The following is a 7,096-nucleotide window of genomic DNA, read 5'->3' as shown; positions in this document are numbered from 1 at the left end:
GATCGACCGGGTCGGACAGTCCCCCGGTGGTGGCGAGGCGCAGATGGGTGCACCGGCAGGGGCTCACTCGGGCACTCCTTCCATCCACACGGCCGCCATCAGTTCAATCCAGGTGAACACGGCATCGATGGCCTCGGTGGCTCCCCGGTAAAACTCGGCAACCGGATACGCCACCCGGTCCTGCAGGAACTCGGCGCGGACCCGATGAACCAGCCCTTCGGCTGCAGTGCGGGCGACCCGGGCCTCGATCGGCGGCGCCCCCTCCCCCTGGCCCTGCAGCGCCGCGCCCAGATGAGCCTGGACCTCGGAGCACAGATAAAGCAGCCGGGTACGCTTGAGGAGCGGACAGCCCCCCTCTGCAGCAATGGCGCAGCCGAGGGCGCGGATCTGCCCCAGGGCCTCGGCCAGGGCGGGTAGATGACAAGCATAGGTGGTCAGGCTGTGACCCCGTTGATCCACCCCCGGCCAGTGCTGGGCCAGCTTCTCCACCTGCCGCAGGAGCTCACCGATGAGACGGGTGTGACGCAGGAAGACCTGCTCTGGCAGCAGCCGGGGCCAATGATCCCGGAGGGCCCGCCAGTCGGCCGCCAGGGTTGCCAGAAAGGCCTGCTCCTGCCGGCAAGGCGGCAGGCTGGCAGAGGTCTTCTGGCAACGCGCCAGGGCCCGCCCCACGTTCACCGCCGCAGCCCGGGCCGGACCGGGCTCCGGGACGCCGCCTGGCCCGGCGCACAGGCCCCGATGGCGCTGGACGACGCGGAGGAGCGCCAGCAACTCTCCAGCAAAAAGGCAGGCGGCAGAAAAATCCCTGGCGGCCGGGGTGGCCGGCTGTGCTGCGCCCCCCATCAGATGCTCCGCAGGACCGCAATGGCAGACGGATTTGCCCCAGTGGGGAAGAAGGACCAGGCCACGGGAACACATGTGCCGGCAAGGGATCGGGACAAGCTCAAGGAGTCACTCCGTAAAACGGGGGCCAGGGTTGGCGCGCCGCATTATCGTCGACTCTCCCGGCGTTTCTTTAAATTTTGTCACAAACCGCCCCAAGGAAATCACATCCGGCCCCGGAAAGGGACCTCACTCTTCCTTGGCGCAGGAGACCTCTAAGGTCGATAATGGACGGTTGAATCTTCAGACAAGCCAGTCCCCCGTGAAACTTGAACGCATTCTTCAAAACCAGGGCTTCGGCAGCCGCCGCCAGTGCCGGCAGCTTGTCGAGCTGGGCAAAGTCCGCATCGACGGTCACATCATCGATGAACCGGACGCTGACATACCCACCACCGGTCTCGTCTTCGAAGTGGAAGGTGAAACCTGGACCTACCGGGAGAAGACCTACGTGGCTCTCCACAAGCCCGCCGGCTTCGAGTGCTCCCACGAACCCAAGCATCACCGCAGTGTTTACTCCCTGCTGCCCCACCCGCTCGTGACCCGCAATGTGCAGAGCGTCGGCAGGCTGGACGTGGACACCACCGGGCTGCTGCTGTTCTCCGACGACGGCGCCTTCATCCACACCCTGTCTTCTCCCAAGAAGCATGTCCCCAAGGTTTACCGGGCCAGACTGGCCGAAGCGGGCAACGAGGCCCTGCTGCACAGCCTGCTCAGCGGGGTCAGCCTGCTCGACGAACCCAGGCCGGTGCAGGCCCTCACGGCCCGACTGCTCGACGAATACACCCTGGAAATGAGCCTCGACCTGGGCAAGTACCACGTGGTGAAGCGCATGATCGCTGCCGCGGGTAACCATGTCGAGCACCTGCACCGCCACGGCTTCGGCGGACTCGCCCTGGGCGAAGCGCCCCTGGCCAGTCTGGCCGAGGGTGAATGGCTCTACCTGGAGGCCGCCGACCTCCAACAACTGCACCCCTCCGCCTGAAAGAGCCGACCATGTCCGATACGCTCCGCCGCCGCCCGGCCCTCCCCACCCAGGAAGGCACCCTCAAGCTCAAGCCCCGCAGCAGCCCCCCGGCCGATACCGCCACCACGACCCAGCCGTTCAAGAAACGCCTCAAGGCCTCCTACCCAGAGCAGGCCAATGTGGAGACGCCGCGCCGCCCCGGTCGGGCGGCGGGTAACGAAGAACGCGGCCGGGGTGAGCGGCCCCAGGGCGGGCGCCCACCCCGACCGGAAGGTGACCGCCCCCCACGGCCACAAGGCGACCGTCCCCCTCGCCCCTTTGGCGAACGCAAGACTGAAGGGCGCTCCGACCGGAGCGACCGGCCCCAGGGTGACCGCCCCCCCCCCGCCCCCAGGGCGAACGCCCGCCACGGCCCTTCGGCGAACGCACGACCGAAGGACGGCCACGCCGCGGGGAGGGTGACGCCCCCTCCCGCCGGCGGGATGACAAGGAGCAGCCAGCTGCCCGTCCGGGGCTCCGCCCGGAGGCGCCCGCCCGCCCGCCCCGCCACGAGCGCAAGCAGTGGACGGGGGAGCCCCGCCCCACCCCGACACCCTCCCCCCTTCGCGACGACGGCTCGATCCGCCTCTCCAAGCGGATGACGGAGCTGGGCCTGTGCTCCCGCCGGGAGGCCGACGAATACATCGAAAAGGGCTGGGTGCGGGTCGATGGCCGCGTGATCAGCGAACTGGGCGCCCGGGTCAAACCCGACCAGGAGGTGGAGCTCGACCGCCGTGGCCAGGTGGCCCAGGACCGTCGCGTCACCATCCTGCTCAACAAGCCGGTCGGCTACGTCTCCGGCCAGGCGGAGGACGGCTACCAACCCGCCAGCGTGCTGATCACCGAGGAAAACCGCTGGGCCGAGGACCCCTCCGAGACCCGCTACCTGCGCACCCACCATCGCGGACTGGCACCGGCAGGCAGGCTCGACATCGACTCCCTCGGCCTGCTGGTGTTCACCCAGGACGGCCGGATCGCCAAATCCCTCATCGGCGACGACTCCCACATCGAAAAGGAATACCACGTGCGGGTGGAAGGCAGCCTTTCGGCGGAAGGGCTGGCCCTGCTCAACCACGGCCTGTCCCTGGACGGCGAAGCCCTGCGTCCGGCCAAGGTCAGCTGGCTCAACGAGGACCAGTTGCGTTTCGTGCTGCGGGAAGGCAAGAAACGCCAGATCCGCCGGATGTGTGAGCTGGTGGGTCTCAAGGTGGTGGGGCTCAAGCGGCTCCGCATCGGCCGCGTGATGCTTGGCAACCTGCCTCCGGGCCAATGGCGCTACCTGGGCCCGGACGAGCGCTTCTGATCAACCCGGCTCCGTGCCAGGCACCACTCAGGGCGCCCGGCACGAACGCCAGCCCGAACCACCTGCAGCCTGTGCATGCGCAAGGAAAACGCCATGGTCTTGTCTCCCGGTACCCTCACCCGATGCCTGCTGCTCGCCCTCACCGTGGCCGGCCTGGCCCCGCTTACAGGGCTGGCCGCCAGCCCCACGGTCTACGAGGGCGCCCTGGTCCCCGACGCCCAGGAGCCTCCCCTGCCGATCCGGATCGAGCTGTCGGAGTCGGAAAGGCGTCTGAGCGGCCAGGCCGTCACGGAAAAGCCCCTGGCATCGAGCGGCCCGGTCAGCGGCAACCGGGGAGCACATCAGGACTGCCGGATGACCGCCAGGCTCGGCAACGGCGCCACCCTGGAAATCGATGGCCAATGCACCGAGCGCCTCCTGCAGGGGACCTACACGCTGACTCATGCGGGCGGGATGAGGAGCCGGGGCAGCCTGCAACTACCTGTCCGCAAGGACGGCACGCTCCCGCCGGCCTCCCGCCAGGACAGCCTGAAACCGGACACCAGCCTGACCAGCTGCATCAATGCCAGCACCCGCTGCCTGACCAGTTGCCCCCGCGGTGAGCAGTCCGCCGAGCAGTTGTGTGCCAACCGCTGCCGCAGCCGCTACCAAGCCTGCAAGAAAGGCAGCTCCTGACCCTGGTCCGCACGGAAGGCGGGTGACAGGTATAATGCCCGGCTTTCCCGAACCAGCCAGGGGCACGACCATGGAAGCCGAACGTCTTAACGCCATCTCCAACAAGCTCGCCGACCTGAAGGCCCGGGAGCTCGAACTTCGGAGGTATCTTTGACTACGACAGCAAAGCGGAAAAGCTGATCGAAGTCAGCAAGCAGCTCGAAGATCCGGACATCTGGAACGATGCGGCCCGGGCTCAGGAGCTCGGCAAGGAAAAGAAGACCCTCGAAGCGGTGGTGCTGAATCTGGACACCATCGAGCAAGGCATCGCCGACGGCAAGGATCTGTTCGAACTGGCCTCGCTGGAAGACGACGAGGACACCATGCAGGCCGTCGAGGCCGATGTGGCCACCGTCGAGGCGCGGGTGGAAGAACTGGAATTCCGCCGGATGTTCAACAATCCGATGGATGCCAACGCCTGCTTCATCGAGATCCAGGCTGGCGCCGGTGGTACCGAGGCCCAGGACTGGGCAGGCATGCTGGAACGGATGTACCTGCGCTATTGCGAGCGCAAGGGATTCCAGGTGGAATTGCTGGAAGAGTCCGAAGGTGAAGTGGCAGGCATCAAGAGTGCCACGATCAAGGTGGGCGGCGACTACGCCTACGGTTTCCTGCGCACCGAGACGGGCATCCATCGCCTGGTCCGCAAAAGCCCCTTCGACTCCAACGCCCGTCGCCACACCAGCTTCACCTCGGTGTTCGTGTTCCCGGAAGTGGACGACTCCATCGAGATCGAGATCAACCCGGCCGACCTGCGGATCGACACCTATCGCGCCTCGGGCGCGGGTGGCCAGCACATCAACAAGACCGACTCGGCAGTGCGGATCACCCACGAACCCACCGGCGTTGTGGTCCAGTGCCAGAATGACCGCTCCCAGCACAAGAACAGGGCGGAAGCCATGTCGATGCTGAAGGCCCGCCTGTATGAACTGGAGCTGCGCAAGCGCCAGTCCGAGCAGCAGAAGCTGGAAGACTCCAAGAGCGACATCGGCTGGGGCCACCAGATCCGCTCCTATGTGCTCGACCAGTCCCGCATCAAGGATCTGCGCACCAACCATGAGGTTGGCAACACCCAGGCCGTGCTCGACGGCGACCTGGACGGCTTCATCCAGGCCAGCCTCAAGCAGGGCGTCTGAAGCCCGCTGCCCCCGGGTGCCGGGGATGGAAGGCATGCCCTTCATTCCCGGCCTCCTCCACCTTCCCCGCATCTCATGCTCCGACTCCTTTCCTGGCTGATCTCCGGTGTCACCCTGCTGGTTGCTGCCGCCCTTCTGGTGGTCGTGCTGGCGGTGGACGATGTGCCCCTCGCCGGCCAGGCGGAGGCATTGCCACTGGAAACGATGCAACGGGCCCAGGCCCTTCTGCGGGCCAACGATCCACGCAAGCTCAGACAGGGCGAAGTCCGTCAGACCTGGATCCTGGCGGGCGACCTGCAGGCCCTGCTGGGTTTTGTGGCGAGCAAGGGGGTCCCCGGCCATGTGGGACTGAACCTTTACGAAGGGGGCGCCGAGATCCGCTATACCCGCCCCCTGGGAGACTCCCACTTCCTCAACGTCACGGCCCGTCTGGCGGATGAGAATGGGCAAGCCGCCCTCGTGGAAACACGGATCGGGCAGATTCCCGTGCCCGCCGCCCTGATGTCCTCCCTGATCGAAACCTACCTGCAGCGCCAGCGCCTGGGAGAAGAGCTCGCGCCCCTGCGGAACGCCATCGAAACCGTCCATTTTGAAGAAGGCCGGCTTCAGCTGCGCTACCGGTGGCAGCCGGGCCTGACCGAAACCGCCCGTGCCCTGGCCCTCACACCCATCGATCGGGAGCGGCTGAGCCAGGCGCATCTCCGCCTGGTAAACCGCATCAGCGAAATCCCCGCCAGCAACCGGGCATCCATCGCCGACGTCCTGGGCCCCCTGCTGCAGGAAGCAGGACAGCGGCACACCGGCACGCAGCGGAGCGATGCCTACCGGGACATACTCCTGGTCACGGCCCTGCAGCTGTCCGGGCGGAACGTCTCCGCCCTCCTGCCGGAAGCCCGTCAGTGGCCCCGCCCCCGTCCCCTCACCCTGACCTTGCAGGGGCGGGAAGATCTGGCCCAGCATTTCGTCATTTCCGCCGCCCTGGCCGCCTGGGCGGGCGAGCCGCTGGCCAGTGCCGTAGGGGTTTACAAGGAAGTCGAGGACGCCCTCAAGGGGAGCGGTTTCTCCTTCGCCGATCTGGCCGCCGACAAGGCTGGCACCCGCCTCGGGGAAATGATCCTTGGCAACCCGGACCGACTCGCCGCGGCCCTCGCCGCCGGACTCACCGATGCAGCCCTGCTGCCACCGGTGAGCGACCTGCCCGAATCCATGACCCAGGTCGAATTCCAGCGCCGCTTCGGCGGCGTGGATGCGCCGGCCTACCGGAAGATGAACGACGAAATCGACCGGCGCATTGCCGCCCTCGCCCTGTTCCGCTGAACCTTTCATGAACGAAGTCCGCCTGGAAGAACTGCTGGCCCCCGGCGTGGCTGCCGATGAGGTGCCGGAGCTGGCCCCCCTGCTGGGCGCCCGAGCCCTGCTGGCTGCCTTCAGCACCCTGTTCCACGGCAGCGAGGCCGAGGTGCTGATGCGCCTGCTGGTGCTGCAGGAGATCGGCCGCGAATCCGAATCCCCGCGCTGGGGCCCGGAGCGCCTGCGCCAGCGCTTCGCCTTCCTCGACCCGGTCAAGCTCGAAACCGTGCTGCGCCGTCTCCGTGGCAATGGCCTGCTGGAAATCGGCGAAGACGGCCAGTACGCCCTCTCCGATCTGGGTCGCAATGCGGTGGCAGCCATCGGCATGCTGGTCAGCTTCAGCGCCGCGGACGATCTGGAACTGGGCTTCCTCACCGCCCAGCTGGCCGGCCTGCAGGCGGTGGGCAGCGTCACTCCGGAAGCCCTGGGTCACCTGCTGGGCAAGCTGAATGACCTGGCCTGGCACTTCGAGGAAGCCATCGCCTCCGGTTCCGAGTTCCTCATTGCCGACGCCCGTCGCCGGCTGTCCGCCAATGTACGGTGGATCGAAAAGGGCACCGGAGTCCTCCTTGAGCTCCTCGCCGACCCGGACGTCTCCTTCGACCTGGCCCGGGTGGCACAGCGCATCGGGCTGGCCCAATCCCGCCTGGCCCGGGTGGATGCGGCCTTCCAGCGCGCGGTGAACAAGATCGAGGCCCAGCGGGTCAC

Annotated in this window: 6 protein-coding genes and 1 pseudogene; 6 read left to right on the top strand and 1 reads right to left on the bottom strand. The window is 67.2% G+C overall.

All coding sequences use genetic code 11. The features are described from left to right. Positions 1-63: 63 nt before the first annotated feature. Positions 64-843: a nitrate- and nitrite sensing domain-containing protein gene (locus tag PHD22_RS15630; RefSeq protein WP_299868935.1), complete on the bottom strand. Its 780-nt coding sequence runs from the start codon at positions 841-843 to the stop codon at positions 64-66. A 301-nt stretch (positions 844-1,144) separates the two neighbouring features. Here PHD22_RS15630 and PHD22_RS15625 point away from each other — a divergent pair, with 301 nt between their 5' ends. The 6 genes and pseudogenes from PHD22_RS15625 to PHD22_RS15600 form a co-directional block, all read left to right on the top strand. Next, positions 1,145-1,864, top strand: coding sequence for a pseudouridine synthase (locus PHD22_RS15625; RefSeq protein ID WP_299868932.1), 720 nt, complete (start codon positions 1,145-1,147; stop codon positions 1,862-1,864). A 601-nt stretch (positions 1,865-2,465) separates the two neighbouring features. Then, complete coding sequence (locus PHD22_RS15620) at positions 2,466-3,188, top strand: pseudouridine synthase (RefSeq protein WP_299868938.1); 723 nt, start codon at positions 2,466-2,468, stop codon at positions 3,186-3,188. A gap of 75 nt (positions 3,189-3,263) precedes the next feature. Further along, entirely contained in the window at positions 3,264-3,863 is a 600-nt protein-coding gene (locus PHD22_RS15615; RefSeq protein WP_299868930.1) for a hypothetical protein, read from the top strand. A 70-nt stretch (positions 3,864-3,933) separates the two neighbouring features. After that, a protein-coding gene (gene prfB / locus PHD22_RS15610; RefSeq protein WP_299868927.1) for a peptide chain release factor 2 occupies positions 3,934-5,038 on the top strand; the annotation gives its coding sequence in 2 pieces (ribosomal slippage) (positions 3,934-4,014 and positions 4,016-5,038; 1,104 coding nt in all). 75 nt (positions 5,039-5,113) lie between these two features. Continuing rightward, positions 5,114-6,355, top strand: a complete 1,242-nt coding sequence (locus PHD22_RS15605) for a hypothetical protein (RefSeq protein ID WP_299868924.1) — start codon at positions 5,114-5,116, stop codon at positions 6,353-6,355. 7 nt (positions 6,356-6,362) lie between these two features. After that, a pseudogene (locus tag PHD22_RS15600) lies at positions 6,363-7,096 on the top strand (hypothetical protein); the annotation flags it as partial.

This window comes from Zoogloea sp., from assembly GCF_028693495.1.
Classification (GTDB): domain Bacteria; phylum Pseudomonadota; class Gammaproteobacteria; order Burkholderiales; family Rhodocyclaceae; genus Zoogloea.
The sequence above is the reverse complement of the archived record's forward strand: the minus strand, read 5'-3'. Positions and strand labels throughout refer to the sequence as shown.